This is a genomic window from Arthrobacter stackebrandtii (genome assembly GCF_017876675.1).
GTDB lineage: Bacteria > Actinomycetota > Actinomycetes > Actinomycetales > Micrococcaceae > Specibacter > Specibacter stackebrandtii.
Window position 1 is genome coordinate 1,653,217 of record NZ_JAGIOI010000001.1, and the last position, 24,003, is coordinate 1,677,219.

The 24,003-nt window shown below is 64.8% G+C and carries 23 protein-coding genes; 10 read left to right on the forward strand and 13 right to left on the reverse strand.

The window, feature by feature from the left end; genetic code table 11:
- Positions 1–148 precede the first annotated feature (148 nt).
- Entirely contained in the window at positions 149–955 is an 807-nt protein-coding gene (locus JOF48_RS06905; protein WP_209678828.1) for an LPXTG cell wall anchor domain-containing protein, read from the reverse strand.
- 179 nt (positions 956–1,134) lie between these two features.
- Here JOF48_RS06905 and JOF48_RS06910 point away from each other — a divergent pair, with 179 nt between their 5' ends.
- From JOF48_RS06910 to JOF48_RS06925, 4 genes are read left to right on the forward strand one after another with little or no spacing between them, the layout of a single operon-like run.
- A complete protein-coding gene (locus tag JOF48_RS06910) occupies positions 1,135–2,337 on the forward strand; it encodes a heme/hemin ABC transporter substrate-binding protein (protein WP_209678831.1) in 1,203 nt (400 codons plus the stop codon).
- Positions 2,334–3,515 carry a FecCD family ABC transporter permease gene (locus JOF48_RS06915; RefSeq protein ID WP_209678834.1) on the forward strand — a complete coding sequence of 394 codons (1,182 nt, stop codon included), beginning with the start codon at positions 2,334–2,336 and terminating at the stop codon, positions 3,513–3,515. The genes JOF48_RS06910 and JOF48_RS06915 overlap by 4 nt, the downstream gene beginning before the upstream one ends.
- Positions 3,512–4,342 carry a heme ABC transporter ATP-binding protein gene (locus JOF48_RS06920; protein ID WP_342591175.1) on the forward strand — a complete coding sequence of 277 codons (831 nt, stop codon included), beginning with the start codon at positions 3,512–3,514 and terminating at the stop codon, positions 4,340–4,342. Before JOF48_RS06915 ends, JOF48_RS06920 begins: the two co-directional genes overlap by 4 nt.
- Before the next feature lie 51 nt (positions 4,343–4,393).
- Positions 4,394–5,815, forward strand: coding sequence for a DUF2079 domain-containing protein (locus tag JOF48_RS06925; RefSeq protein ID WP_209678837.1), 1,422 nt, complete (start codon positions 4,394–4,396; stop codon positions 5,813–5,815).
- Between the two features lie 89 nt (positions 5,816–5,904).
- Here the strand turns inward: JOF48_RS06925 and JOF48_RS06930 are convergent, their stop codons facing one another.
- The 3 genes from JOF48_RS06930 to JOF48_RS06940 all read right to left on the reverse strand — a co-directional run bounded on the left by JOF48_RS06930 (position 5,905) and on the right by JOF48_RS06940 (position 9,121).
- On the reverse strand, positions 5,905–6,600 hold the full coding sequence (locus tag JOF48_RS06930) for a biliverdin-producing heme oxygenase (RefSeq protein WP_209678840.1): 696 nt from the start codon (positions 6,598–6,600) through the stop codon (positions 5,905–5,907).
- 136 nt (positions 6,601–6,736) lie between these two features.
- A complete protein-coding gene (locus JOF48_RS06935) occupies positions 6,737–8,011 on the reverse strand; it encodes an MFS transporter (protein ID WP_209678843.1) in 1,275 nt (424 codons plus the stop codon).
- 57 nt (positions 8,012–8,068) lie between these two features.
- The gene (locus JOF48_RS06940) at positions 8,069–9,121 is read right to left on the reverse strand and encodes a Gfo/Idh/MocA family protein (RefSeq protein WP_209678846.1); all 1,053 of its coding nucleotides are present in this window, start codon (positions 9,119–9,121) and stop codon (positions 8,069–8,071) included.
- A gap of 50 nt (positions 9,122–9,171) precedes the next feature.
- On the opposite strand from JOF48_RS06940, the gene JOF48_RS06945 reads away from it, so the two are divergent.
- The 4 genes from JOF48_RS06945 (at position 9,172) to JOF48_RS06960 (ending at position 12,565) form a co-directional block, all read left to right on the forward strand.
- A complete protein-coding gene (locus JOF48_RS06945; protein ID WP_209678848.1) occupies positions 9,172–9,558 on the forward strand; it encodes a helix-turn-helix domain-containing protein in 387 nt (128 codons plus the stop codon).
- Positions 9,559–9,633: 75 nt separating this feature from the next.
- Positions 9,634–10,413, forward strand: a complete 780-nt coding sequence (locus JOF48_RS06950) for a sulfite exporter TauE/SafE family protein (protein WP_209678850.1) — start codon at positions 9,634–9,636, stop codon at positions 10,411–10,413.
- Positions 10,414–10,545: 132 nt separating this feature from the next.
- Complete coding sequence (locus JOF48_RS06955) at positions 10,546–11,187, forward strand: hypothetical protein (protein ID WP_209678851.1); 642 nt, start codon at positions 10,546–10,548, stop codon at positions 11,185–11,187.
- 52 nt (positions 11,188–11,239) lie between these two features.
- Positions 11,240–12,565: an aminotransferase-like domain-containing protein gene (locus tag JOF48_RS06960; protein ID WP_209678853.1), complete on the forward strand. Its 1,326-nt coding sequence runs from the start codon at positions 11,240–11,242 to the stop codon at positions 12,563–12,565.
- Positions 12,566–12,695: 130 nt separating this feature from the next.
- On the opposite strand, the gene JOF48_RS06965 is transcribed toward JOF48_RS06960, so the two are convergent.
- From JOF48_RS06965 to JOF48_RS06980, 4 genes are all read right to left on the reverse strand, one after another.
- Positions 12,696–14,111 (reverse strand): dihydrolipoamide acetyltransferase family protein, encoded by a 1,416-nt coding sequence (locus JOF48_RS06965; protein ID WP_209678855.1) that lies wholly within the window; start codon positions 14,109–14,111, stop codon positions 12,696–12,698.
- Positions 14,112–14,122: 11 nt separating this feature from the next.
- The gene (locus JOF48_RS06970; protein WP_209678857.1) at positions 14,123–15,097 is read right to left on the reverse strand and encodes an alpha-ketoacid dehydrogenase subunit beta; all 975 of its coding nucleotides are present in this window, start codon (positions 15,095–15,097) and stop codon (positions 14,123–14,125) included.
- Entirely contained in the window at positions 15,094–16,359 is a 1,266-nt protein-coding gene (gene pdhA, locus JOF48_RS06975) for a pyruvate dehydrogenase (acetyl-transferring) E1 component subunit alpha (protein WP_209678859.1), read from the reverse strand. The genes JOF48_RS06970 and pdhA overlap by 4 nt, the downstream gene beginning before the upstream one ends.
- Before the next feature lie 164 nt (positions 16,360–16,523).
- Positions 16,524–17,645, reverse strand: a complete 1,122-nt coding sequence (locus JOF48_RS06980) for a histidinol-phosphate transaminase (protein WP_209678861.1) — start codon at positions 17,643–17,645, stop codon at positions 16,524–16,526.
- A gap of 64 nt (positions 17,646–17,709) precedes the next feature.
- On the opposite strand from JOF48_RS06980, the gene JOF48_RS06985 reads away from it, so the two are divergent.
- Positions 17,710–18,129, forward strand: a complete 420-nt coding sequence (locus JOF48_RS06985) for a phage holin family protein (RefSeq protein WP_209678864.1) — start codon at positions 17,710–17,712, stop codon at positions 18,127–18,129.
- 32 nt (positions 18,130–18,161) lie between these two features.
- Here JOF48_RS06985 and JOF48_RS06990 read toward each other — a convergent pair whose 3' ends face one another.
- On the reverse strand, positions 18,162–19,748 hold the full coding sequence (locus JOF48_RS06990; protein ID WP_209678867.1) for a hypothetical protein: 1,587 nt from the start codon (positions 19,746–19,748) through the stop codon (positions 18,162–18,164).
- On the reverse strand, positions 19,742–20,143 hold the full coding sequence (locus JOF48_RS06995; RefSeq protein ID WP_209678870.1) for a putative T7SS-secreted protein: 402 nt from the start codon (positions 20,141–20,143) through the stop codon (positions 19,742–19,744). The genes JOF48_RS06990 and JOF48_RS06995 overlap by 7 nt, the downstream gene beginning before the upstream one ends.
- A gap of 157 nt (positions 20,144–20,300) precedes the next feature.
- Here JOF48_RS06995 and purB point away from each other — a divergent pair, with 157 nt between their 5' ends.
- Complete coding sequence (gene purB, locus JOF48_RS07000) at positions 20,301–21,743, forward strand: adenylosuccinate lyase (RefSeq protein ID WP_209678873.1); 1,443 nt, start codon at positions 20,301–20,303, stop codon at positions 21,741–21,743.
- A 125-nt stretch (positions 21,744–21,868) separates the two neighbouring features.
- On the opposite strand, the gene JOF48_RS07005 is transcribed toward purB, so the two are convergent.
- The 3 genes from JOF48_RS07005 to JOF48_RS07015 all read right to left on the reverse strand — a co-directional run bounded on the left by JOF48_RS07005 (position 21,869) and on the right by JOF48_RS07015 (position 23,926).
- Complete coding sequence (locus tag JOF48_RS07005) at positions 21,869–22,291, reverse strand: hypothetical protein (protein ID WP_209678876.1); 423 nt, start codon at positions 22,289–22,291, stop codon at positions 21,869–21,871.
- Positions 22,288–23,184 (reverse strand): phospholipase A2, encoded by an 897-nt coding sequence (locus tag JOF48_RS07010; RefSeq protein WP_209678879.1) that lies wholly within the window; start codon positions 23,182–23,184, stop codon positions 22,288–22,290. Before JOF48_RS07010 ends, JOF48_RS07005 begins: the two co-directional genes overlap by 4 nt.
- 460 nt (positions 23,185–23,644) lie before the next feature.
- Entirely contained in the window at positions 23,645–23,926 is a 282-nt protein-coding gene (locus JOF48_RS07015) for a hypothetical protein (protein WP_209678882.1), read from the reverse strand.
- Positions 23,927–24,003 lie beyond the last annotated feature (77 nt).

The window sequence follows — 24,003 nt, forward strand, 5'->3', positions numbered from 1 at the left end:
GCCGCCGGTGCCGTGACCGCGAGTGCTCCGCCGGTCATGGACAGAGCGGCGATCACGGCCAGTGGGCGGCGCCACCAAGGGCCCCGTTGCAAGGTCATCATGGCTTTCCTCTGGTTGGTCGATTGGATTTCACTGCGGGGTGGGCGGCTCATTGTCCACCTCGGCGGCGCTTGGTCATCACCAGCGCACCGGCACCGGCGGCTAGGAGAACGGCACCTGCGGCGACGTAAACGGTGGTTGATGCGCCTGTCTTGGCCAAAGGATCGGTCGACTTGCCGGTGCGTGTTTCAGCCGCCGTGGCTTCGCCTGGCGCGGCATTGCCCGCGGCACCGCCTGAAGCGTTGCCGGCTTCACCGGCATCTTCGGCGGCGGGTGCTTCAACGGCACCGAAGCTGATGGGGACCATGACGTCCGCGCTGCGATCCGCGCTTCGGGTGTGGTCCGCACGGGTCACGACGACACAGCCATTCGGAGCCTGCCCCGGATCTTGGCAATTGGTCATGCTGTCGGAGGCGACGACGCCCAGGGCGACCGAGAAGGACCCTGTGCCGCCGCTCTGGGTGAATGGCTGCGCCAGGCCCTGCCCGTAGCTCGGAGGGTTGGAGGAAATCCATACGGAGCTGCCTGAACCGCCGGACATGTCGACCCCGCCGAGGCAGGGCGTTGCCACGGCACCGGGACCGTTGTTGACGCAGATGCCAACGTAGATTCCCTTGCTCAGGTCGTATCCGGCACCGCTGACCACGACGGAATCCCCGGCAGCATTCAGCCCTTCGGAGCGATCCACGCTCAACGTTTGGCCCGAGGGTCCCGCGGCCGCCGTTGCCATGGAACTGGCACCGCCAACCAGCACAAGTCCACCCGCCAGAGCGAGGGCGCCGGCAAGGCGGCCGGCCCTCCGGACGCCGCTTCGGCGTGACACCCTGGCCGCTTCAGGGCGAGCTGTCCCGTTCATTTGTCTCCTTGATTGTTCTGCTGCCGATGGCAGCCAAAAATTAGGCCATTTTTATTTGACCTAAAGTAAACCTAACCTAGGGTAGGCTAACTTAAGAAAACGAGCGATTTTCATTGCTCTGAAATTGCCTGTCCACAAACCCGCGTTCCACCTGCAGGACGCCTCCTCCTGGGAAATACATGATTCTCGCTTCATCCCGACCTTCCGCCGCGCGCGCCTCACGCCCCCGCGGGGCACAGCGGACGATTGCATTCTTTGCCTCCGTGCTGGTCGCCGCCGTGACGCTCTCCGCATGCGCACCGCCCACGCCCACGGCCGGGGAAACAGGCACGACGGCGGCCGCCTCACCCCAGCAGGGCCCCGTTGCGGCCTGCACCGATGGCACCTCCGGCAAGCTCAAGCTGCCGGCTGACTGGCAGGCCGCGGACCCGGCGGCGAACCCCGTCGCCAAGGGCACACCCAATCATGGGCCGGTAACGGTCAATACGGACGGCATCACCTTGCCGATCGTGGCTCCGGCGCCCACGCCGCAACTCCCCACCACTGTTGCTTCATGTGACGGTGAAACCGTGGAGGTGGCTGACGTCAGCCGCATCGTCACGATCGACCTTCACGGAACATTGACAGAAATCGTCTACGCCCTGGGACTGGGCGCGAACGTCGTGGGACGCGACCGGGCCGCCGACTTCAAGCAGGCACAGGGCGCCACCGTTGTCACTCCCATGGGACACGACCTCAACGCGGAAGCCATCACGGCCCTCAATCCGAGCGTCGTCCTGACCGACACCACGATTGGACCCCTGGAAGTCCAGGAACAACTGCGTGCGGTCGGCATCCCCGTCATCTTCTTTGACCCGTCCCGCACCATGGCCGGCATCAGCCACCAGATCACAGCCGTGGCACAGGCAATGGGGGTCCCGGCCGCCGGCGTTGAGCTGAACGGGATGGTGGGGGCGGACATGGCGGCTGCGCTATCTGCGGTTCCCGCCGACAGCACCCCTGTGCGAATAGCGTTTCTGTATGTTCGGGGAACTGCCGGCGTCTACTTGATGGCAGGCCCCGGATCGGGAGCCGACGACATTATCAAGTCTGTTGGCGCAACCGATGTGGGAACCGACATCGGCTTGACCATGCCGTTCACCCAACTCACCTCCGAAGCCCTGATCAATGCCTCCCCTGACGTGCTGCTGCTCATGACCGGCGGGCTGGAAAGCGTTGGCGGTCCAGAGGGGCTGGCCAAGATCCAAGGCATTGCGCAGACACCGGCCGGGGCGGACCGGCGCATAATCGACGTGGCCGACGGCACCCTGCTCAGCTTCGGTCCGCGCAGCGGCCAAATAGTCAAGGCCCTGGCGGAGGCCGTCCATGGAGTGAAGTCATGACAGCCGCCCCGGCAACCAAGGATCCGACGCCTGCGGCAGGGTCCCCGGAATCGGCGGCGCCGGTCCTCGGCGGAACTGGCCGGCGTTCGACGCGCAACAGAAAACACCGCCTCATCGTGGGAATCTTGGCTGCCGCGCTTGCCGTTGCAGCCGTGGTCGCCGCAGGCAGCGGACAGCTGCACATCACCTCTGCTGAGGTGGTTGGCAGCGTCCTGCACGGCATCAACAACTGGATCCAAAGCTGGCTTGACTACTTCGGCGGGGGCTTGACCGCGCCGCTGGGCTGGGCGCCGCTTCCCGAGCACCCCCGGGGCTACGAAACCCTCTGGTCGGTGCGCTTTCCGCGCGTCGTCCTGGCCATGATCGTGGGGGCCGCACTCGCCTGCGCCGGGACGGTCATGCAGGGCGTGTTTGGCAATCCCCTGGCAGAACCCGCCGTCGTCGGCGTTTCCTCCGGCGCCGCTGTCGGGGCAAGCACCGCGATTGTGACCGGACTGGCCACGCACGGCAACTGGATCGTGGCCGCCTTTGCATTCTTCGGCGGCCTCATCACCACCCTGCTGGTGTACAGCCTTTCCCGCAGCAAGGGCCGCACGGAAGTTGTCACGTTGGTCTTGACCGGCATCGCCGTCAACGCCTTCACCTTTGCCCTGATCGCGTTCTACACTTACGTGGCCGATCCCAATGCGCGCGAGCAATTGGTGTTCTGGCAGCTTGGCAGCCTCAACGGAACCGGCTGGCTCAGCGTCGGTTCGGTGTTGCCGCTGCTTGTCGTCGGCTTGTCCATGGCCTTCCTCGCAGCAGGAAAACTCGACCTGCTGGCCTTGGGCGAACGCTCTGCGCGTCACCTGGGTGTCAATGTTGAGCGGCTGCGCATGACCATGATCATCGCGGTGGCGCTCCTGGTCGGCGCCGGCGTTGCCTTTACCGGCATTGTGAGCTTCGTCGGATTGGTCGTCCCGCACCTCATCCGCATCATTGCCGGCCCCGGACACAAACTGCTCCTGCCGGCCAGCGCCCTGGGCGGCGCACTTCTGGTCCTGCTCGCCGACCTTGGCGCACGGACAATTGTCCCTTATTCGGACCTGCCCCTGGGCATGCTGACGGCGCTCATCGGCGGACCGTTCTTCTTCTGGCTGCTCCGACGCACCCGCAATGAGCAAGGAGGCTGGGCGTGAGCCTGCTCGACGTATTCCGTTCCCCGCCAACCGAGATTCCGGCAGCACCCGCGCCGGGAGAGCTGGCCATTTCCGCCACGGGAGTTACCGTGAAACTGGGCGGCAAGGCTGTTCTGCGGGATGTTGACCTGCCGGTCAAGGCAGGGGAAGTCCTGGCACTGGTCGGCCCCAATGGTGCCGGAAAATCTACGCTCCTTGCCGCCCTCGCCGGCGACCTGGACCTGGACGGCGGCGAAATCATCCTCGGCGGTGAACCGCTGAACCAGTGGAAGGCCGAGGAACTCGCGCTGCGCCGGGCAGTCCTGCTGCAGCAGGTCCAGCTCAGCTTCCCCTTCACCGTCCTTGACGTCGTGCAAATGGGTCGCGCCCCGTGGTCCAACACTGCCGCTTCCGCGTTCGACGACGAGCGAGTGTCCGCGGCCATGCTCGCCACCGATGTCACCGCCTTTTCGGCCCGAAAGTTCTCCTTTCTGTCGGGCGGGGAAAAGGCGCGGGTCGCCTTGTCCAGGGTACTTGCCCAGGACACTAACATTCTGATGCTGGATGAGCCCACAGCAGCCCTCGACCTGCGCCACCAGGAACTGGTCCTGCAAGTGGCCAGGGCGCGCGCCGAGGCCGGCCGGGCCGTGGTTGTCGTGCTCCATGACCTCAATCTCGCAGCCGGGTACGCCGACAAGGTGGCGGTCCTGGAGCAGGGCCGGCTGGCGGCACTGGGCACCCCCAATGAAGTCCTGACAGAGGGGCTTCTCAGCCGTGTTTACCAGTACAAAATCGACGTCATGGCCCACCCAATGTCCGGCCGCACCGTGGTGCTTCCCCGCCGCTGAGCCCGCCCACGGATGGGGCGCAGCCAGGGTCCCGGCGCTTAGACTGTCCCTGTGACTACTGTGCAAAAAGCCGCCACGGATCCCAAACCTCCCGCAACTGCAGCCGGTTTGTCCGCACTTTCCCGCGCACGGCAGGCCCTGGCTCCGTGGGCCGTCCCCGCGACCGTGGGCACCCTGGCACTGGCCCTCTATTCTGTGTTCTCGTGGCTGCAGTGGCGAAGTTTCACCATTCGCTCCTGGGATCTGGGCATCTTTGACCAGCTGGCCAAGGCCTATTCAAATTTCCAGCCGCCAATCGTCAGCCTGAAGGGCGAAGGCTACAACCTCCTGGGAGACCAGTTCCACCCGCTGCTGGTGGTGCTGGGCCCCGTCTACAAGCTGTTCCCCCATGCGTTCACGCTTTTGGTTGTCCAGAACATCCTCATCGCCTTCTCCGTCGCGGTTATCGCCCACTGCGCCATAAAGCACCTGGGCCGGTTCACCGGCGTCAGCATCGGTGCCGCGTATGCGCTCAGCTGGGGCCTGCAGTCGGCCATCGACGCCCAGTTCCATGAAATTGCCTTTGCCGTTCCGTTTTTGGCGCTCTCGCTCAGCGCGCTGCTGGACGAGAGGTGGCGGTCGGCCTGGATTTGGGCCGCATTGCTGGTCTTCGTCAAGGAAGACCTTGGCCTGACAGTTCTGGTCGTAGGCCTCGTCATGACCCTCCGCGCCCGCACCATGGCGGGATTGTGGCTTTCGGCATGGGGCCTGGGCTGGTTCGTGCTCGCGACGCAGGTGATCCTGCCGGCGATGAACCCCGGCGACCAGTGGGCCTATGAAAGCCAGCTGAACATCGCGGGCCTGCTCAGCGATCCGCTCTCACTGTTCCACCCGGAGAAGGTCATCACGGTGCTGGCGCTGGTCGCCATCACCGTGGGCCTGTGCCTCTTCTCGCCGCTGACCCTGATTGTGCTGCCCACCCTCGCCTGGCGGTTCCTGTCCGAGCTGCCCGTCTACTGGGGCCAGGAATGGCAGTACAGTGCGGTGCTCATGCCCGTGGTGTTTGCCGCGGCCATCGACACCCTCATGCGCCGCCGGCCCCTCATTTCACTGCGCCTGCGCAAGCTGCTGGGTGCCGCCATGCTGCTGGTCGGCGTTGTCCTGAGCAGCCAGTACGCCTTCGGAATGCTGCTCAGCCCGGCCACCCATTTCCCCACCGCCACAGCCGAGTCCTCGAACAACGCGCTTGCAGCCGTGCCCGACGGTGTCACCGTGGAGACCGACATCTCCCTCATGAGCTACCTCGTGGACCGCACGGAAGTCTATTGGATCGGCAACCAAAACCCGGCCCCGGAGTATGTTCTCATCGACGTCTCCGGCCGCCAGGGCGTCTCGCCCGACGCCGCCGCCATCGAGGCCGAACAGCGGTTCCCGGGCACCACCTACCAAATGGTGTTCGCCGATTCCCGGTACCAGGTGGCCCGGCAGCCGTAGCTGCGCCACGCTTAAAGCGAGGACGACGGCGGAACGCAAGGTCCGCCGTCGTCCTCAGTTGCGTGGGTGGCCGCCCGGGCAGGGGCTGGTCAGGCCGCGGCCTTGCGGGCGGCGTCGAGGTCAACAAATACGGCGCGGTTGAGCTCGAAGGACTCGGCCGCAAAGTTCAAGATGGCGTCCTTCTGCCCACGGGTGAAGTTGGTGGTGTCGAGCAGGTCCCGGTAGCCGTCCTTGTAGGGCTTGGGCTTGGCGATCTCGTTGAAGGCGTAGAAGTTCAAGCCTTCATCGGCAATGCCGTAGTGGCGCTGGACCATGCGCGAGATGATCAGGCCGCCGGAGAGGTCGCCCATGTAGCGGACGTAGTGGTGGGCCAGCAGGAATTCGATGGACTCGCGGCCCATGGTGGACAGCGCGTCGGCGTAGGCCAGGGTGGCGGGCACAATGGCGATCCGGCCGTCGGCCAGCTGTGCATCCCAGTCGGCGCCGTGGTGGTAGGCCATGTCGGCCTCCAGGGCAGCAACCCGGGCCAGTTTCGGGTCGATGAAGGCGCCCAGCTGCGGGTGGTCAACGTGCGCGGCAAGCGCAGTTTCCATGGCCCGGTAAATGACCAGGCTCTGGTCGAGCAGGCTCACCAGGGCTGCAGCGTCCAGGGTTCCGCCCATCAAGTCCGCCACAAACGTGGAGTCTTCCGCGGCCATGTGGGCTGCAGCTGTGTGGGTCTTGAGCTCCTGCGACAAAGCGGCAGTGGCTCCGGGAAGGGTGGATTCAACGGCGGGCGCAGACACGGGCAACTCCATAATTAGGTTAAGGTAACCTTAGCTAATCAAAGTTGCTGACACTCTGTCAAGATCTTAATGACACAGTGTCAGCGAAGTTGGTCACAGAGCTCCCGGCGGCGCCGGCCGGCCATTGGCTGGTCCCCTAGTCGACGCCCTTGATTTTCACAACGAACACCGCACCCAGCAGGCCAATGACGGCCGCCACCACGTAGAGCGTGACGTAGCCGCCCAGGATGGTGACCAAGGGCCAGGCAATGATCGGTGCAATGACCTGCGGAAGTGAATTGGCCACATTGATCACACCCATGTCCTTGCCCCGGCTCGCGGCCGAGGGCAGGACCTGGGTCAGGAGGGCGAAGTCGACCGCCAGGTACACGCCGTAGCCGATCCCCAACACGGCGGCGCCGGCGAGCGCGCCCGGCCACGTGGGGAAGAACGCCAAAATGAGTGCGGCGGAGGCAATGATGGCCGAGGAGGCGATGACGAAGGGCTTGCGCCTGCCCACCCGGTCCGTCCAGCGCCCGCCGATCACGGCGGTGACCAGCGTCAGGATCGAATACATGCCGGTCAGGATCAGTACGCCCATCTCAGGGTTCTCGTAGCCCACCGCGTCGCTGAGGAAAAACAACAGGTACAGCGTCACCAGGTGGTTTCCCACATTCACCAGGAAGCGGGTGATCCAGGCCCAGCCAAAGTCCGGGTAGAGGCGCGGGGAGATCCAAAACCCCTTGGCGAAGGATACCCACGTAAACGGCGGCCTGTCGGCCGGGTCCAGCACGTGGTCGTTGGAGAGGAACAGGTAGGGGATCATCCCGGCGCCCAGTGCCACGGCACAAATGACGTATCCGAGCGGAAAGTTTCCGGCCACGGCGGCGGCGATGGCGGCACCCACCAGGATGCCCACCACAGTGCCCATCGAGGCCAGCCCGCCAATGCTGCCGCGCTGGCGCACCGGCACCTGGTCGGGGATGGCGGCCGTGGTGGCCGCCAGCGCACCATTGCACCCCAGTTGCACCAGGCACCACAGAAGCGCCATCGCGGCAACGGTGGGGGCCCCCGCAAGGCCCAGCAGGCCGGCCATGCCCAGCAGCGCCCCGATGAAAACCCACGGGACGCGCCGGCCAAAACGGGAGACCGTCCTGTCGCTGAACGTCCCAAACAGCGGATTGGCCACGAGGGACATCGCGGCACCGGCACCGGTGACCAGGGCCAGGATGCCTTCCTTGTCGGCCTCGCTGAAGTGTGCCGCCTGCTGGCCAAGCAACACCTGGATCGGGCCGAAGAATGCGGCGTTGATACCCACGTTGACCAGCACAATCGAGAGAATCCACCGGGGGCGGACATTCACGGCTGGTTCGGCGAGTGCCAAATGGGTGGGTTCCGGATGATGGTACCCGGCGGCGTCCTTGCGGCTCATGGTGGGCTCAGCCTCCCGCGGTGCGTAGGTCTATGGCTCGACAATTGTTCGCCCAGCTTACGTGCTGGCGGTGCGTTGCACATGGGCGGCACGTAATTCTTCGACAATGCGCAGCCCCGCCACGGAGTCTGCCGGGTCCACGGGGACGGGTCCGCCGTCGAGAATGGCTGCGGCCAGCAGCTCGTAATAGCGTGAGAAATTTCCGCGTTCGGTGGGCACGGGCACGGTGTTCCCGTCTGACCCCAGCCTGCCCCACGCATCTTCCGGCTCCACGCCGTAGCCCGGCATCCCCGGGAGGACACCTGCCTGGATCTGCGATTCCTGCACATCGGCACGGCCCTTGACGTACGCCCCGCCGGAACCGAGCACCCGCAGCCGTGGGCCGTTTTGGGCCACGTTGGCGTTGACCCACAGGTGGGAGATGACGCCGCTGGCGTGCTCGAGGGCAATGAAGACGTCGTCCTCGGCCCGTTCCATCGGCCGCCTCGCCCGCAGCTCCCCGTAGCTGTGCACCACGGGACCAAAAAGCAGCAGCGCCTGGTCAATCAGGTGCGTGCCGAGGTCGAAAAGCAGCCCGCCGCCGTCGGCCACCCCAGCCTCCGCCTTCCACACCTTGGTGATGGCGGGCTGGTTGCGTTCCAGCCGGGATTCAAAGCGCCACACCTCGCCCAGCGCGCCTTCCGCCAGAAGCCGCTGCAGGGTCAGGAACTCACCGTCCCAGCGCCGGTTCTGGTAGCTGCTCAGCAGCCGGCCGCGCTCCGTCGCCAGCGCGATCAGGGCCTCACCCTGCGCGCTGGTGAGCGCGAAGGGCTTGTCAACCACGACGTCGCACCCTCCTTCCAGCGCCGCCTCCGCCAGCGGCACGTGCGATGCCGGCGGGGTCGCCACCACCACAAGGTCGATGCCCGTGCGGTCCCGTCGCAACTCCCATTCCGCCCGGCTGAGAACCGCCGCCCCCGGGTGGTCCCGCCGGGCCTCCGCTTGGCGCCCGGGATCGGAGGCGACAATCACGTCGATGCTGAACTGCGGCAGCGCCGCCAGCGAAGGGGCGTGAAAAACGCGCCCGGCCAGGCCGTACCCCAGCAGCGCGGTGCGGATCACTTGTGTCATGGGCCAACCATACCGGCAGGCCCCTGGTCGTGACGGATACCATGTGTTCCATGACAAACGATGCCCCCAGGGTCAGCCCGCCCCTGTCCCCAGCCCAGCAGGCGTCCCTCACCCGCGCCCTGTCAGGCAGCGACGACGTCACAGTCTTTGTGGATGGCACGGCGCACCGCCTGGAAGCAGGTGCCGGAGAGGCTGTCCTGGACCTCCTGCTGCGCCTCTCACGGGGTGACGCCGTCAGCGTGGCCAGCATTTCGGAATTGCTCACCACCTCTCAGGCTGCGGACCTTGCCGGTATCTCCAACACGTTCCTGCGCAATTTGACGGACCGCGGTGAACTGGCAGTGCAGTACCGCGGATCGCACCGGCGCATTCGCCGCGAGGACATCATGGCGTGGCTGGCCGCGCAAAAAACGCGCAAGGAAGAGCCGGGCTCCTGACCCTGCGCGGGGCCGCGTTACCCTGAGTGGAGATGCCCCGCACCCCGCGGGCTTTTCCCGACGCTAGGACGAGTCATGCTGGAGCTTGCGGCAATTCTCCTGGCCGGCTTCTGGGCCGGCATGATCAACGTGGTGGTGGGTTCGGGCACACTCGTGACGTTTCCCGTGCTGCTCCTGTTTGGCTATCCGCCGCTGACCGCGAACATCTCCAACAACATCGGCCTCGTGGCCGGCGGCCTCTCCGGCACCTGGGGCTACCGCAGGGAGCTGGCCCCCAACAAGGCCACCCTCATGCGCCTGCTGCCGGCCTCCGCGGCAGGCGGTTTGGTCGGGGCTGTGCTTTTGCTGGTACTGCCCGCCACCGCCTTCAACGCCATCGTTCCGGCACTGATCGTCCTGGGCATCCTCATGGTGGCGTTCGGCCCCGCCCTGCAAAGGCGCATGGCAACGCGCCGCTACACCGGCCCCCGTGAGGACGGGGCAGGACCTTCCCGCAGCACCGCGGGCCTGGTCGCGGGCATCTTTGTCCTCGGCATGTACGGTGGCTATTTCGGCGCGGCTCAAGGCATCCTGATCGTGGGGCTCATGAGCATCGTGACCACCCTGGCCCTGCAGCAGATCAACGCCGTCAAGAACGTGCTGACCACCACCGTCAACGCCGTCGCGGCCCTGACCTTCATCATCGTGGCCGGCGCGTACATCGACTGGAAGGTCGTGGGGCTGATCGCCGTCGGCTCCCTCCTTGGCGGCCTCGTGGGCGCACGGTTCGGGCGCAGGCTTCCTCCCGCCGCGCTGCGTGCCACCATCATCATCGTTGGCACGGCGGCCCTGGTGAAAATGCTCTTCTTCCCGTAGACGGTGCACGCCGTGACCGGGCCGCGACCAGATTGCATTTCAGGCCCCTTTGCACCGGGCCGCTGTCGGTCCGCGCGGCCCGCACGTAGCGTGTAGTGACGGGGAAAACCTGCACATCCAAGGAGCCACGACATGAGCACAATACGCATCTCCCCACTTGCCGCAATATTTGCCGCCGGAGCCCTGGCCCTTGCAGGCTGCACCGGCAGCCCGGGCACACCAGGCACCCCTCCGCCATCGGCCGGCGCCACAAGCAGCCCTGCGGGTGGCGCGGCAACCGGCCCAAGCCAGGCACCGGCGTCGACCATGCCGGAAAGTCCCGCCGTATCCCGCGGGTCCGCTCCCGGCGGTGAGCCCACCGTCCTGCCCACCACGGCCTCCGTGACCATTTACTACATCGCGGTGGGCGACGGCGGGACGGCCGGCCCCGAGGTCGGCTGCGGCGACAGTGCAGTGGCCGCGACCAGCCCGGCGGTCACCTTCACCGACCCCGTGGAAGCCGCCCTGGAGGAGCTGCTGGGGAGCAAGGATGAGGAAATCGGCCAGTCGGGGCTGCGCAATGCGCTGTGGCAATCGGAGCTGGTGGTGACAGGGGTGGACAGGTCGGCAACGCCCCTCTCGGTGCACCTGGAAGGCACGCTGGCACTGGCGGGCGAGTGCGACATCCCGAGGGCCGAGCAGCAGCTCATGCTCACCGCAGAGCACGCCGCAGGGGCACCGGTGGCCATCACCGTCAACGGCAAACCCCTGGCCGAGGCGCTGAGCCTGAAATAGCTGTTGAAAACTTTTGATGCCTATTTAGCAACAAAAGCTATATCCTGAGCACGTGAACACTACAGCCCCCGGTGCCAATGCCGCCGCCGAAACCCTGTCCGAAGAAGCCGTCGACGCCCTGGCCAGGGCCGGCGGAGCGCCCCACGCCCCGGCGGGTCGCGGCGCGCCGCACCCCCACGAAGCACTGCTGTCCTCCCGGGCTGCGAACATCAAGCAGTCGGCCGTGCGCGATGTCTTTGAAATTTCCATGCAGCCCGGTCTCGTCTCCTTGGCCGGCGGAAACCCCTACCTGCAGTCGCTGCCCCTCGAGCGCCTCGCCGCCACGGCCGCCGAAATTGTTGCCGAACACGGCCTGGAGGCCCTGCAGTACGGGGGCGGGCAGGGCACGGAGGAGCTGCGCACGCAGATCTGCGAGGTCATGGCCGCCGAGGGCATCCTCGACGCCGATCCGGAGAACGTCGTCATTACGGCAGGCTCCCAGTCCGCACAGGATGTTGCGGCGAAGGTCTTTTGCGATCCGGGCGACGTCATCCTGCTGGAGGACCCCACCTATGTGGGTGCGTTGAACACCTTCGAGGCGTACGAGGTCGACGTGCAGCCGGTGGCCGGCGACGAGCATGGCATCATCCCGTCCCTGCTGCGCGAGCGGATTGCCGCCCTGCAGGCCGAGGGCAAGCGGATCAAGCTGCTGTACACGATCCCCAACTTCAACAACCCCTCCGGCGTCATGCTGGCGCCGGAGCGCCGGCAGGAAATCGTGGATATATGCCGCGAGGCGAATATTCTGGTACTGGAGGACAACCCCTACGGCCTGCTGAAGTTCGATGGCGTTCTGCCGGAGCCGCTGCGTGCGGCGAACCCCGACGACGTGCTGTACCTGGGCTCGTTCTCCAAGATCTTCGCCCCGGGCCTGCGCATTGGCTGGGCCCTGGTCCCGGCACACCTGAAGCAGCGCTACTACCTGGCCAGCGAGGCCGTGACCCTGTGCCCGCCCACCCTGAATCAGATGCTGGTCAGCGAATATCTGCGCAACTACGACTGGCAGGGCCAGATCGCCACGTACCGGGCGCTCTATGCCGAACGCTGTGCCGCCCTTCTGGAGGCACTGGACGAATTCATGCCGGAGGGTGTTTCCTGGACGCGTCCCGAGGGCGGCTTCTTCGTGTGGCTGACCCTGCCAGAGGGCATTGACACATACCCGCTGCTGCATGAAGGCATCGACGCCGGGGTGGTGTTCGTCCCGGGCGCCGCATTCTCGGCGGCTGAAGGACCCAGCAGCAAGCTGCGCCTGGCCTTCAGCGCCGTTCCGCCGGGGACCCTCCGCGAAGGCGTCAGGCGCCTCGCCCCGGTGCTTGCCAAGGCCATCGCCGCCGCATAGCCCGCCCCCATGGCGCAGCACCCGCGACAATTCCTGCCGGGAAGGGTGCTGCCCAACAGCGGTGAAGGGATGCCATGCCGGCGCCTTGGACGGGACGCGGGGCGGCGCGCCTGTAACAATGCGAACTACGTCAGTCGAGCAGCAGCGCGGGCTCTTCCATGATTGCTGCGACGTCCGCCATGAAGCGTGCGGACAGGTCGCCGTCCACCACTCGGTGGTCAAACGACCCGCCGAGCGTGGTGACCCAGCGCGGCACAACCTCGCCATCCACAACCCACGGCTTCTGCTTGATCGTGCCGAACGCCACGATCGCCACCTCGCCCGGGTTGATGATGGGCGTGCCGGTGTCAATCCCGAGCGCACCGATGTTCGTGACCGTCAGTGTCCCGCCCTGCATGGCGGCCGGGGCGGTCTTGCCCGCACGGGCCGTGGTGGCCAGCTCGTTCAGCGCAACGGCCAGCTCCTTCAGGCTCAGGTCCTGTGCGTCCTTGATGTTGGGCACCATGAGCCCGCGCGGCGTGGCCGCGGCAATGCCCAGGTTCATGAAGTGCTTGATGAGGATCTCATCGCCGGTCCAGGTCGCATTGACGGAAGGGTTGCGCGCGGCAGCCCAAATCACGGCCTTCGCCAGGATGAGCAGCGGCGAGACCTTGATGCCCTCAAAATCGCGTGACACCTTCAGCCGCTTCACAAACTCCATGGTGCGCGACGCGTCAACGTCCACAAAAATGCTCACATGCGGTGCGGTGAACGCGCTGTCCACCATGGCCTTGGCAGTCGCCTTGCGCACGCCCTTGACCTTGATGCGCTCAATGCGGGGGTCCTCCGCCGAGCCCTGTGCGGCGGCGGGTGCCCAGAAGGATCCCGCGGCAGCCTGTTCGGCGGCGCGCTGGTCGTGGTAGCTGAGCAGGTCCTTCTTAGTGACTTCCCCGCGCAGCCCGGTGGCCAGGACCTCGCTGAGGTTGATGCCCAGGTCCTTGGCCGCCTTGCGCACCGGCGGCTTCGCCAGCACCCGGTTGGCCCGGGCCACCATGCGGTTGGCGGTGGCCGCCGCCTTGCCGATGATGCCCGACGCCGGATCCTGGCCGGGTGCCTTGGCTGCGGCAGGTGCCGGTGCGGCAGCAGGCGCAGCCGCCTGGGCGGGCACGGCGGAAGCCGCAGCCAGCCGCGGGCGGCGCTTGACGGCGTCGGCCTTGGGACCGGAGCCGACCAGCGGCTTGAGCACTTCAGCCTCTTCCGGGGCAGGGGCTTGCGGGGCAGCCGTCGCCGGGGCGGCAGGTTCAGCCGCCGAACCCTGGACAGAACCCGAGCCGATGGCGATGATGGGCGTGCCGACGTCCACCGTCTCGCCCTCGGCAACCATCAGCGCCGCCACCACGCCCGCATAGGGGGACGGCAGCTCGACGAGCGACTTGGCCGTTTCAATCTCCACGATGACGTCGTTGACGGCAACGGTGTCGCCCTCCTTGACCTTCCAGGAGACGATTTCGGCCTCGAGCAGGCCCTCGCCGACGTCGGGCAGCTTGAACAGGTTGGGGGCAGTCATGGTGGGCCTTCCTAGTATGCGAAGGCGCGGTCCAACGCCTCCAGCATGCGGTCGATGTCCGGCAGGTAGTGCTCCTCGACGCGTGCCACGGGGTAGGGCATGTGGAAGCCACCGACGCGGATGGCCGGGGATTCCAGCGAATAGAAGCAGCGTTCGCTGATGCGGGAGGCGATTTCTCCGCCGATGCCGCCGAAGGTGGGGGCTTCGTGGGCCACCACCAGCCGGCCGGTCTTGTTGACGGAGGCCTCGACGGTGTCAAAGTCGATGGGGGAAATGGATCGCAGGTCAATGACTTCCACGCTGTGTCCGTCTTCCGCGGCGGCGTTGGCCGCGGCCAGGGCAACGGGGACCAGGGGCCCGTAGGCGACGATTGTGGCGTCGCTGCCTTCGCGGATCACGTGGGCCTTGAACGGGTCGCCGGGGCTGTTTTCGGTGTCGACCTCGCCCTTGAGCCAGTAGCGGCGCTTGGGTTCGAAGAAGATGACCGGGTCCTGGCATTCCACGGCCTGCTGGATCATCCAGTAGGCGTCGTTGGCGTTGGAAGGGGTGATGATGCGCAGCCCAGCCGTGTGGGCGAACAGGGCCTCCGGGGATTCCGAGTGGTGCTCGATGGAGCCGATGCCGCCGCCGTAGGGAATGCGGATAACGACGGGGGCGCTGAGCTGGCCGTCGGAGCGCGTGTGGATCTTGGCCAGCTGCGTGGTGATCTGGTTGAAGGCCGGGAAGACGAAGCCGTCGAACTGGATCTCGCAGATGGGGTGGTGGCCGCGCAGTGCCATGCCGATCGCCGTGCCGACGATGCCGGATTCGGCCAGCGGGGTGTCCATGACGCGGTGGGCGCCGAACTCGGCTTTCAGGCCCTCGGTGATGCGGTAGACCCCACCCAGGGAACCGATGTCCTCCCCCATGATGAAGCTCTTGGGATCGTTCGAGAGCTTGGCACGCAGGCCCTCATTGATGGCCTTGGCAATGGTCATTGTGCTCATGCGGCACCGCCCTGGATCTGCGAGTTGTTGGTGTCGGCATCGGCGAAGGAAGCCTCGTAGCTTTCAAACCAGGCGAGCTCCTCGGCCACCAGCGGGTGGGCCTCGGCGTAGACGGTGGCGAACTTCTGGCGGATGTCCGCCCCGCCCAGCGCCAGCGTGGCGCGCCGGACGTGGGCAGCCAGCTCATCGCCGTCGTTCTTCACCTGCTCAAAGAATTCATCATCGGCCAGCCCTTGGGCGCGCAGGTAAGTTTCCAGGCGCGCCAGGGGATCCTTGGCCTTCCAGAATTCCTCTTCGGCATTCATGCGGTACTTGGTGGGGTCGTCGGCGGTGGTGTGCGCGCCGATCCGGTAGGTGGAGGCCTCGATCAGGACCGGCCCGTGGCCGTTGCGGGCGTGGTCGAGGGCCCACTGGGTCACGGCGTAGACGGCCAGGACGTCGTTGCCGTCCACCCGGATGCCGGGGATGCCGTATCCGCCCGCGCGGTTGACCAGCGGAATCTTGGACTGGACCTCGAAGGGGACGGAGATGGCCCAGTTGTTGTTCTGGCAGAAAAACACGACCGGGGCGTCGTAGGAGGCGGCAAACACCATGGACTCGTGGACGTCGCCCTCGCTGCTGGATCCGTCGCCGAAGTAGGCCACGACGGCGGCCGGCTCGGTTGCGGGGTCGGCTGCCAGGTCCCGGGAGATGCCCATGGCGTAGCCCACGGCGTGCAGCGTCTGGGCCGCCAGCACCAGCGTGTAGAGGTGGAAGTTGGTCTCGCGGGGGTCCCAGCCGCCGTTGGAGATGCCGCGGAAAAGCTTGAGGAGGTCCGCAAGGTCCAGGCCGCGGGTCAGGGCAACCCCGTGTTCGCGGTAGGTGGGGAAGGCGTAGTCGGCAGGCTTCATGGCCCGTCCGGAACCGATCTGGGCAGCTTCCTGGCCAACGACGGGAACCCACAGGGCGAGCTCGCCCTGGCGCTGGAGCGCGGTGGCCTCGGCGTCAAAACGGCGCACGGTAGCCATGTCGCGGTAGAAGCCGCGCAGCACCTCGGGGTCCAACGCCTCAATGTAGGGGCTGAAAGTGGACTCGTGGTGCAAGGCGCCGTGCTCGTCGAGAAGCTGGACCGCCTCATCGGGGCCGACGGTTCGATTCTGCAGCACACCGGCCGAACCACCTGCCTGCGGGCGCCCGGGGGCAGGTGCGTCCGGGGCGGGCGCCCCCTGGATTGGCGATGCGTCGCCAGCGGTGCCACTGGCAGCGTGCTGGGCGTTGCCCATGCTGTCTCCTCGTCTGCCGAACCTCACGGGACCCGTAGTCCCACGTCGACTCGTTGGTATCGATATATGCCCTCAATGGAATACATTCCGCAGGCCGCATATATATACGTTTTCGATTTACAACTGTATCGGTACATGCCCGCAAACAGCGTCTTTGTTAATGGCTAGGAACGGTGCGGCTCTTTTGTATAGCCTGCACAGATTTCCAGGAACCGGGTGTTGGCGGCCACTTCGCCGATGCTGACGCGCACACCCTCGTCGCCGAAGGCGCGCACGGAGAGCGCGTGTTCTTCCGCCAATGCTGCAAACTCTTGGGTGTTGTGGCCCAATTCCAGCCACAGGAAGTTTCCCTGGGCGTCGGGAACCTGCCAGCCCAGGTCCGCAAGTCCCGCCATGACTCGGGTGCGCTCGTCGACCAGGCTTTGTACTCTTTCCACAACCTGGTCGTAGTGCTCGAGGGATGCAACAGCGGCCTGCTCGCCAATGCCGGAGACGGCGAACGGCGTGGCTGCGGCCCTCAGGTATTGGGTGATGCCGGGCTGGGAAATCGAATAACCCACGCGCAGTCCCGCCAGTCCATGCGCCTTGGAGAATGTCCGCAGCACCATCACATTGGGGTATTTGCGGTACAGCTCAACACCGTTGACGGCGTCTTCGGCACGAACAAATTCCTGGTATGCCTCGTCAATGACGATGACCACGTCACTGGGGACGCTGCGGATGAACTCTTCCGTTTCACCTGCGCGCAGCGCCGGACCCGTGGGGTTGTTCGGGGTGCACAGCAGCACCACCTTGGTGTTTTCGGTGACCGCTGCAGCCATGGCCGGAAGGTCGTGGCGGCCGTCGGCCTGCACCGGCACCTGGACGCTCTTTGCGCCGGCCAGCCCCACACAGATGGGGTATGCCTCGAACGACCGCCAGGCGTAGAGGACCTCGTCCTGCACGCCGTCGTCGTTCTGACCGGAAAAAGCGGCAAGGATCTGGTTCAGGGCGCCGAGGCTTCCGGCACCGGTGACAATGTCGTCGGCGGGGATGTCCAGAAAGTCGCTAAGGGCGTTGCGCAGCAAGGTGCAGCTCGTGTCCGGGTAGCGGTGAACACCCGCGGCACCGCGGAGGACCTCGAGCACGGCCGGGACCGGCCCCAGCGGGTTCTCATTGGAGGAGAGCTTGAAGCTTTCTAGCCCAGGGACTGCCACGGGCGGCTTGCCCGCCGCGTACTTCGGCAGGCGGCCCACTACGTGGCGCGGCTGCACGCCGGCATGGTCGGAGGCATTCATGGAGGTCATGCCCCAAGCTTATTGCAGTGCTTCACATACCTTTCATGGTTCCATCCTGTGGAATCATGGACGCATGGGAAGATTTGTGGTTCGAGTGCTCATTAACGGCCTTGCGATCTGGGTTGCCAGCTGGCTCCTGCCCGGGCTGACCATTGCACCGGCAAAGGTGGTTGGTGGAGACATTGTCGGAACCGGCGCCACTGCGGACACCATCAACACGGTGCTTGCCTACCTCTTCATCGGCCTCATTTTCGGCGTGGTCAACGCCCTGGTGAAGCCCATCGTGAAATTGCTGTCGCTGCCTGTCACCATCCTGACGCTGGGACTGTTCACGGTCATCATCAATGCCGCAATGTTGTGGCTTACGGCCTGGGCCAGCAGCTACACCCCCATCCAGTTCTCCATCGACGACTTCTTCTGGACCGCAATCCTGGCCGCCTTGATCATCAGCATTGTCTCCATGGTCGCCGGCAGCCTGACACGCACCCGGTAGGCCCCGACTGCGGCGCATTCCCGCCCGCCGCTTCACTGCGCCTGTGTCGGCGTGTAGTGCATTCCGGAATGCTTGAGCTTCTCGTGCCCCTTCGCGATTTCCGCCGGGCTCGGGCCTTGCTTTTCGGGGCGCGGGTCATTGATGTCACTGCCTTGGTAGGCCCATTTGGTGGTTTTCACGGTGGCCCCGGCAATGCCGGCGCCAAAGAACACGGCCAACTTGTCCCGGACCCCTTCAATGGCCGGATCGCCGCTGGCGTCAAGCATCCTTGCATCCTCGAGATAGTTCCCCATGTCATGGGCCTGCCCGGCGATGTCCACCGCACTGGCGCCCTCCGGCATGGGCGGGCGGCGGGTGGTGACGCTGACCCAGTTCTTTGATTCGTGCCTCTGCCCGGCATCAGCGGCGGCAACAATGTCATCAACGCTAGACAGCTCAAACACGTCTACGTCGTCGCCAATGTCGGCATGCCTGATGGGCGCGCCAGCCACCAATACAATTTTGACGTTGACTTCGGCCAGAAATTCCGGGTCTGCGGCAGCTGCGGCAACATGGATCCCGCCACCGCTGTGGCCCGTCAGCAAAACCTCCTCCCCGGCCTTGTAGCCGGATTGCCGCAGGGCCTCCTTAATGAGTTCCTGCACCAGCACGTCCTGCTGGGCGAAGGCGGCCCTTTGTTCAGAGGTGAGGCCCTCGAGGTTGCCTTCCATGTCGAAAATGTTGGAACTGTCCAGCTTGCTCCACACCTCCGTGCCCGGCAGGTGGACCGCCCAGACAGCCGTGCCGTCGTACCGTTCCACCTTTTCCACCGAAATGGACCCACCAGGCAGGCCATAGGCTTCGTTGGTCGCAAGCATGGCGCCTGCAAGGTCCACCGTCAGCTCACCGCTCTGCCCGCCATCTTCCCTCACCGCCTGTGCGGCGTTTCTGGGCGGCGACCATTCATGGACCGGGACCTGGCGGACCTCGATGTGTCCAGGCCGCAGCAGGCCGGCAGCATCCATGAGGCCGCGCAGCACCACAGGCGCCTTCGAACCCGCAGCCGCGGCATCCTTGGTGCCGCCAAAGGCCAGCATGAAGGCCGCAGCGGTGCCCGGGCCGAACAAGCCGGCCAGGTATGCCGGCGTGTCATTGATCATGGCCTCGGCAGTGTCCCGGAGCCCCTTCTCCCTCGAATCCTTCAGTAGCCTGTGCAGGTCTGAAACGAGGGCCAGGGGCATCATGGGGCCAAGTGCCCACAGGAGCAGCCCGTGGTTGAGCGCCTTCGCCTGGCGCACGGTCGCCATCCTGTTAGCTGCTGCTGCCTCGGCGGCCTCGTAGTTGGCTGCAGCCTGGCTTGCCTGTTGCGCCAGGGCTGCCGTGTCCACGCGGAGGCTCTGGCCGTGCCACACGGCACTTTGGAGTGCATGGGTTGCGTCATAAGGATAGAAGGGAGCGGACAAGGCGGCGTCTGCAAGCCATGCGTGTTCGGTCCCCATCCGGTCAATGAGCGGGGACATTTGTTCGGCAAGGCGGGCAATCCGCGTCGCCGTGTCTGCAATTTCTGACACGGTATAGCTTGCCGACCCGACCCCTCCTGTGACAGTGAACGAGGTGGAGTCCTGCGGTTCATTCACCATGGCGCACCCCCGCCTTGTTGCATCGGCATCCATGGCCCCGTGCTGCTGCCGTGGTGTCCCCCGAACCGCTGCGCCCCGAACCCTGCAGGGAGGGGGGCCGTGGGATCGTCCTGCGATTCCACGATCTGAAGCTGGCGCCCGTACTTGTCCACCAGGGCGGCGGCCTGCTGCACAGCGGAAATGGCCGCCACCATGCCCGCCTGGCGTTCCGCGAGCTGCCTGCGAAACCCTTCCGCCGCCGCGGATTGCCAGTCCCGGCCGTCGACCTGCGCCAGGCCTGACTGGAGCGTCATAAACTCCGCCGCAATCTGGTTGAGCCGCTGGGCCACCACCAAGACCGCTGTTGAAGACAAAGCTGAGGCATAGCCCGTGGCCATTCCGTATGTGACTCCCATGGGGCACTCCATTGTGTAAATTTCCCGGCGAAAAGGTGCTTGGCTGCCAGCCTAGGAATCGGCCGGAACGCATTCCATGGGCTCCGGGCAATTTGTGGACAAGCAACGCCGCCGCACCCGCTGTGGAGGAATTGGCGGTCCATGAAAGAATTGAGCCATGTCTGATTCCGCAAATGCCACAGCCCGCATCCCTTCCGGCCGCCTGTCACTGGCCGCCTCCTCCGAGCGCATCGCACTTGGCCCCCTGGACGGCCGCTACGCCGGTGCCGTTGCACCGCTGGTGGACTACCTGTCCGAGGCCGCCCTGAACCGCGACCGCGTTGGCGTCGAAGTTGAATGGTTTATCCACCTGACGGACAACAATGTCCTTCCCGGCACCGAGACGCTGACCGCGGAACAGAAAGCCGGCCTACGCGCCATCGTCACCGAATTTGACGCCGCTTCCGTTGCGGAACTGGCCGACATTGAAAAGGTCACCGTCCACGACGTCAAGGCCGTGGAATACTTCATCGGCAACCGCCTGGCTGCCCTCGGCCTGGAGCGCCTAAAGCCGCTGGTCCACTTCGGCTGCACCAGCGAAGACATCAACAACCTCTCCTACGCCGTGGGCGTCAAGGGCGCCGTCGAGGACGTCTGGCTGCCCGCAGCCCGCGCACTCGTCGCGAAGATCACCGAAATGGCCGAGACCAACCGCGCCGTCCCCATGCTCTCGCGCACGCACGGCCAGCCCGCAACCCCCACCACACTGGGCAAGGAACTGGCCGTCACGGCCTTCCGCCTGACCCGCCAGCTGGACCGCATCGCCAAGACGGAATTCCTGGGCAAGATCAACGGCGCCACGGGCACCTACGCCGCGCACTACGCATCCGTCCCGGCCGCCGACTGGGAAGTTGTCGCCAAGGGCTTCGTCGAGGCCCTGGGCCTGACCTGGAACCCTCTCACCACGCAGATCGAATCCCACGACTGGCAGGCAGAGCTCTACGCGGACATGGCCCGCTTCAACCGCATCCTGCACAACCTGTGCACGGACGTGTGGAGCTACATCTCCATCGGCTACTTCGCCCAGATCCCCGTTCCCGGCGCCACCGGTTCCTCCACCATGCCACACAAGGTCAACCCGATCCGCTTTGAAAACGCCGAGGCCAACCTGGAGATCTCCAACGCCCTCCTGGACACCCTGGGCGCAACCCTGGTGACCAGCCGCTGGCAGCGCGACCTCACCGACTCCTCCAGCCAGCGCAACATCGGCGTGGCATTCGGCCACTCCTTGCTGGCCATCAACAACGTGCTGGGCGGCCTGGGCCGTCTGGACACCGCCGAGGCCGTCTTGGCTGCGGACCTGGACACCAACTGGGAGGTCCTCGCCGAGGCCATCCAGATGGTCATGCGCGCCGAGGCCATCGCCGGTGTCGAGGGCATGGAAGACCCCTACGAGCGCCTCAAGGACCTGACCCGCGGCCACCGCGTGGATGCCGCCCGCATGCAGGAGTTCGTCTCCGGTCTGGGCCTGTCCGACGGCGCCCAGCAGCGCCTGCTGGACCTGACCCCGGGCAAGTACATCGGCATCGCCGAGTCGCTGGTGGACCACCTGAACAAGTAATTTTGAAAAAATTCCCCACAGGGAATGCTCGACGGCGGCACCTCGCTTGCGCTTCAAGCGCTGGCGGGGTGCCGCCGTCGTTTGTCAACGAATCGCCGGCCTACGTTCGAGCGGCCGCCGGTGACTCAGGGGCTTGCGACGCGACTGCCCTTGGGCCAAAAGACCGCGGCAAACACGGTCAAGAGCAGCAGCACTCCCGTTGACGCGAGCCACAGGAACATGCCGCCGATATCCCCGGCCGCACCTGCGGACGACCCAAAGGACAGCAAAACACCAGCCATGACGGCTGATAATGCCCCAAGGACCGACAACGCGACCATCATGAACGTCCGAATACCTCGGTCCTGAGGTCGCGGACGCGCGCTCAGGACCGCATAGCTCAGCGGAACCGCCAGGGCAAAGGCCGCCGCAAGCGCACAACCAAGCACATACAAGCCTTCGATCCGGGGCAGGAGCAGGCCGCAGGCAGCTGCCAGGACTGAGAAAAACAGCGGGATCACCCGGACGAGCCAATTCGCAGTATCTGAAATATTATCGCCCTTCATCATGTCGTCCAGGTTTTCACTGAGACCACGGCATAATATGATGCAGCAACCGCGGAGCAAGAATTACGGGTAACGCCCGGACCATAGGCAGTGCGGCAACTTGTCGTCAAATTGACTCCGAGCGCAAGGTCACAGCCCTTTCGCAATGACTTCTGCACTGCCTTGCTCTTGCCGAGATTCCCTTCAATGCACATGTCGTGGCGTGCACAGGAGCCCCGGAAATCGGCATTAAACCAACTATCTGGCGACATTGTACAATAGTCATGAAGCGATTTTCGAGAATGCTTCGTATTGTATACGTAATTTCCGGGAATGCTCACGCCAGCGGCGCGGCTCTGCGCAAGCAAAGTTCCCTCTGCGCCACCCATCGACATGGATTTATTTACTGGTACTTCTCGAAAAAACTGATGATATGCGGAGATCAGCCGAATATCATCTTTATGACCCTTTCTGATAATCGCTGGAGCTAACGTAACAGGGAAGCTTGCATCCACACCCACGTTCACTACCTGTCGAATCACATTCCCATGCACCTCATAGTGCGATTCAAGGACCTTGCCATTCGCATCAACCGCGAATGGATCGGAAAGGTCACCAAAAACTTTTCCCTTGACTTTGACCCGAACACCACCATTCGAGGTTTCCACCAATTTGCGGTCCGACTGAAGTCCACTGAAACCCTCAACAGCGTAGCCGTTATCATCAATCTTGCCTTCAACAATAATCGCATCAAGGAAAGGAGAGTATTCGTCGGATCCGCCGAGAACTTTGGAATCACCAGATTGAACACGGCTCTCATCGCCGACCACATCGAAGTCATCTCCGCCCAAGTATTCAGGAGCGGCATTCGCAGACGGCGCAGCAAACAACGCCCCCAAACACAGCAAAGCGACCACTATAAAACTGCGTATACGTCGTTTCAAAAAATTCCCCATATTACTCAACCACTTGCCCTCACAATCTATGAGGCAGGTTCAGCATCGCACAACAGAGCTAGCGTCATATCCAGAGTCGATCGGATGGCCCGTACGCACGTCTCCTGATGCGTGAAAGTATGTCACACCGACTCATGCACTCCCCGCTCACGAGCGTGAATATCCGGCAGAAGAATGTTCGATAGTCTTGAAATACTGTCACCGACTCAAGGGGGGACGATAATCACTGGACCCCGCTCTTCACTTATGGCTGTCCTTTTGGACAATGGTTGCCCTGTAACATTTCGTCATATCGAAGGTTTTTAGGTCCGAGGAAAGCTGGCCGGCCGGGGTTGCTCCGGCTGATTCCCACCGACTCTCGGTATGCCGGCCTCCGGTAAGGAGTCCCGTCAAACCTTAAAGAGCCACTTGTCTGCCCTTGTCAGTACGAAGGATCCAGCCAATCCGTACCTGGAATGAGCGTGGCGTCCCGCCGCCAGATCCAGAGGCGGCACGGCTGGGTCGATCCCCTGCGCACCCCGATGCATGGCGGCGCCCCCACGGGAATGTTGCAGTCGGCGCAGCGCAGATCTTCCCGCAACAGGCCGTTGGCCACCACGCCGCTTTGCAGCAGATGGACATCCCCGTAGATCCCCATCTGCAGCAGTCGGCCGCCAAGGTTGGTGGCACGGGGCGCGTTGTGCTCCTGAAAGACCCGTGTCATGGCAAATCCCGTGTCCTCAGGGCTCCGGTCATGGTCGGGGACAGGCATTTGAAGTTCGTTGATTTTCAGGGGTTTTG

What these genes read in the sequence shown, in the direction of transcription:
- JOF48_RS06910 (WP_209678831.1), top strand. Translation starts at nt 1,135, where the DNA reads ATGATTCTCGCTTCATCCCGACCTTCCGCCGCGCGCGCCTCACGCCCC.
- JOF48_RS06955 (WP_209678851.1), top strand. Translation starts at nt 10,546, where the DNA reads ATGAGCACAATACGCATCTCCCCACTTGCCGCAATATTTGCCGCCGGA.
- JOF48_RS06950 (WP_209678850.1), top strand. Translation starts at nt 9,634, where the DNA reads ATGCTGGAGCTTGCGGCAATTCTCCTGGCCGGCTTCTGGGCCGGCATG.
- JOF48_RS06905 (WP_209678828.1), bottom strand. Translation starts at nt 955, where the DNA reads ATGAACGGGACAGCTCGCCCTGAAGCGGCCAGGGTGTCACGCCGAAGC.
- pdhA (WP_209678859.1), bottom strand. Translation starts at nt 16,359, where the DNA reads ATGGGCAACGCCCAGCACGCTGCCAGTGGCACCGCTGGCGACGCATCG.
- JOF48_RS06935 (WP_209678843.1), bottom strand. Translation starts at nt 8,011, where the DNA reads ATGAGCCGCAAGGACGCCGCCGGGTACCATCATCCGGAACCCACCCAT.
- JOF48_RS07015 (WP_209678882.1), bottom strand. Translation starts at nt 23,926, where the DNA reads ATGACACGGGTCTTTCAGGAGCACAACGCGCCCCGTGCCACCAACCTT.
- JOF48_RS06970 (WP_209678857.1), bottom strand. Translation starts at nt 15,097, where the DNA reads ATGAGCACAATGACCATTGCCAAGGCCATCAATGAGGGCCTGCGTGCC.
- JOF48_RS07005 (WP_209678876.1), bottom strand. Translation starts at nt 22,291, where the DNA reads ATGATGAAGGGCGATAATATTTCAGATACTGCGAATTGGCTCGTCCGG.
- JOF48_RS06915 (WP_209678834.1), top strand. Translation starts at nt 2,334, where the DNA reads ATGACAGCCGCCCCGGCAACCAAGGATCCGACGCCTGCGGCAGGGTCC.
- JOF48_RS06980 (WP_209678861.1), bottom strand. Translation starts at nt 17,645, where the DNA reads ATGACCTCCATGAATGCCTCCGACCATGCCGGCGTGCAGCCGCGCCAC.
- purB (WP_209678873.1), top strand. Translation starts at nt 20,301, where the DNA reads ATGTCTGATTCCGCAAATGCCACAGCCCGCATCCCTTCCGGCCGCCTG.
- JOF48_RS06965 (WP_209678855.1), bottom strand. Translation starts at nt 14,111, where the DNA reads ATGACTGCCCCCAACCTGTTCAAGCTGCCCGACGTCGGCGAGGGCCTG.
- JOF48_RS06990 (WP_209678867.1), bottom strand. Translation starts at nt 19,748, where the DNA reads ATGGTGAATGAACCGCAGGACTCCACCTCGTTCACTGTCACAGGAGGG.
- JOF48_RS06985 (WP_209678864.1), top strand. Translation starts at nt 17,710, where the DNA reads ATGGGAAGATTTGTGGTTCGAGTGCTCATTAACGGCCTTGCGATCTGG.
- JOF48_RS06995 (WP_209678870.1), bottom strand. Translation starts at nt 20,143, where the DNA reads ATGGGAGTCACATACGGAATGGCCACGGGCTATGCCTCAGCTTTGTCT.
- JOF48_RS06940 (WP_209678846.1), bottom strand. Translation starts at nt 9,121, where the DNA reads ATGACACAAGTGATCCGCACCGCGCTGCTGGGGTACGGCCTGGCCGGG.
- JOF48_RS06945 (WP_209678848.1), top strand. Translation starts at nt 9,172, where the DNA reads ATGACAAACGATGCCCCCAGGGTCAGCCCGCCCCTGTCCCCAGCCCAG.